The following is an 862-nucleotide window of genomic DNA, read 5'->3' as shown; positions in this document are numbered from 1 at the left end:
GTTGCCGGCGGAGGTGGCTCGTCCACACTATGCGATGAGCGAGGGTTGCGCCGGATGGGCCGGCGCCGAGCCTCCCGCACATGGGACGAGCCATGCAGCAGAAGAGCAAAGTGTTTGTCGGTCTGGATACATCCAAACTGAAGATCTCCGTCGCCGTAGCCGAGGACGGCCGCCAGGGCGAGATCCGCTTTCTTGGCGACATCGACAACACGCCCGAGGCGGTGCGGCGCCTGATCGACAAGCTGGCAAGCCGGCACGGCGAGTTGTTGTTCTGCTATGAGGCTGGCCCGACCGGCTATGGCCTGCAGCGCCAGATCTCCGCGCTCGGGCATGAGTGTGCGGTGATCGCCCCATCCCTGATCCCCAAGCGCCCGGGCGAGCGCGTCAAGACCAACCGCCGCGATGCCCTCACCCTGGCCCGGCTGCACCGGGCCGGCGAGCTGACCGCCATCTGGGTGCCCGATCCCGGCCATGAGGCGGTGCGCGAACTGGTGCGGGCGCGCGAGGCCGCCATGGAGGATCTGCGCGAGAAGCGCCAGCATCTGCAATCCTTCCTGCTGCGCCACGGGCGGATCTTCTCCGGCCGCAAGCCCTGGACCCGGGCCCATGCCCGCTGGCTGGCCGAACTCATCTTCGAGCATCCGGCCCAGTATCTGGTCCTGCAGGAATACCGCAAAGCGATCGAGGAGGCCGAGACCCGTCTCGCGCGGCTGACCCAGCAGGTCACCGAGGTGGTCTCGACCTGGTCGATGGCACCGGTGGTGGAGGCGTATCAGGCCCTGCGCGGGGTCGCGCTGCTGACGGCGGTGACCTTTGTGGCCGAGATCGGCGATGTGCGCCGCTTCGAGAGCCCGCGCCAGCT

Annotated in this window: 1 protein-coding gene; it reads left to right on the top strand. The window is 68.2% G+C overall.

All coding sequences use genetic code 11. The features are described 5' to 3' along the window. Positions 1–92: 92 nt before the first annotated feature. On the top strand, positions 93–862 hold a 770-nt coding region (locus tag KBI52_RS01210; protein ID WP_210804833.1), incomplete at its 3' end, for an IS110 family transposase.

Origin of the sequence: Microvirga sp. HBU67558 (genome assembly GCF_018069605.1) — a bacterium.
Classification (GTDB): Bacteria; Pseudomonadota; Alphaproteobacteria; order Rhizobiales; family Beijerinckiaceae; genus Microvirga; species Microvirga terrae.
The sequence above is the reverse complement of the archived record's forward strand: the minus strand, read 5'-3'. Positions and strand labels throughout refer to the sequence as shown.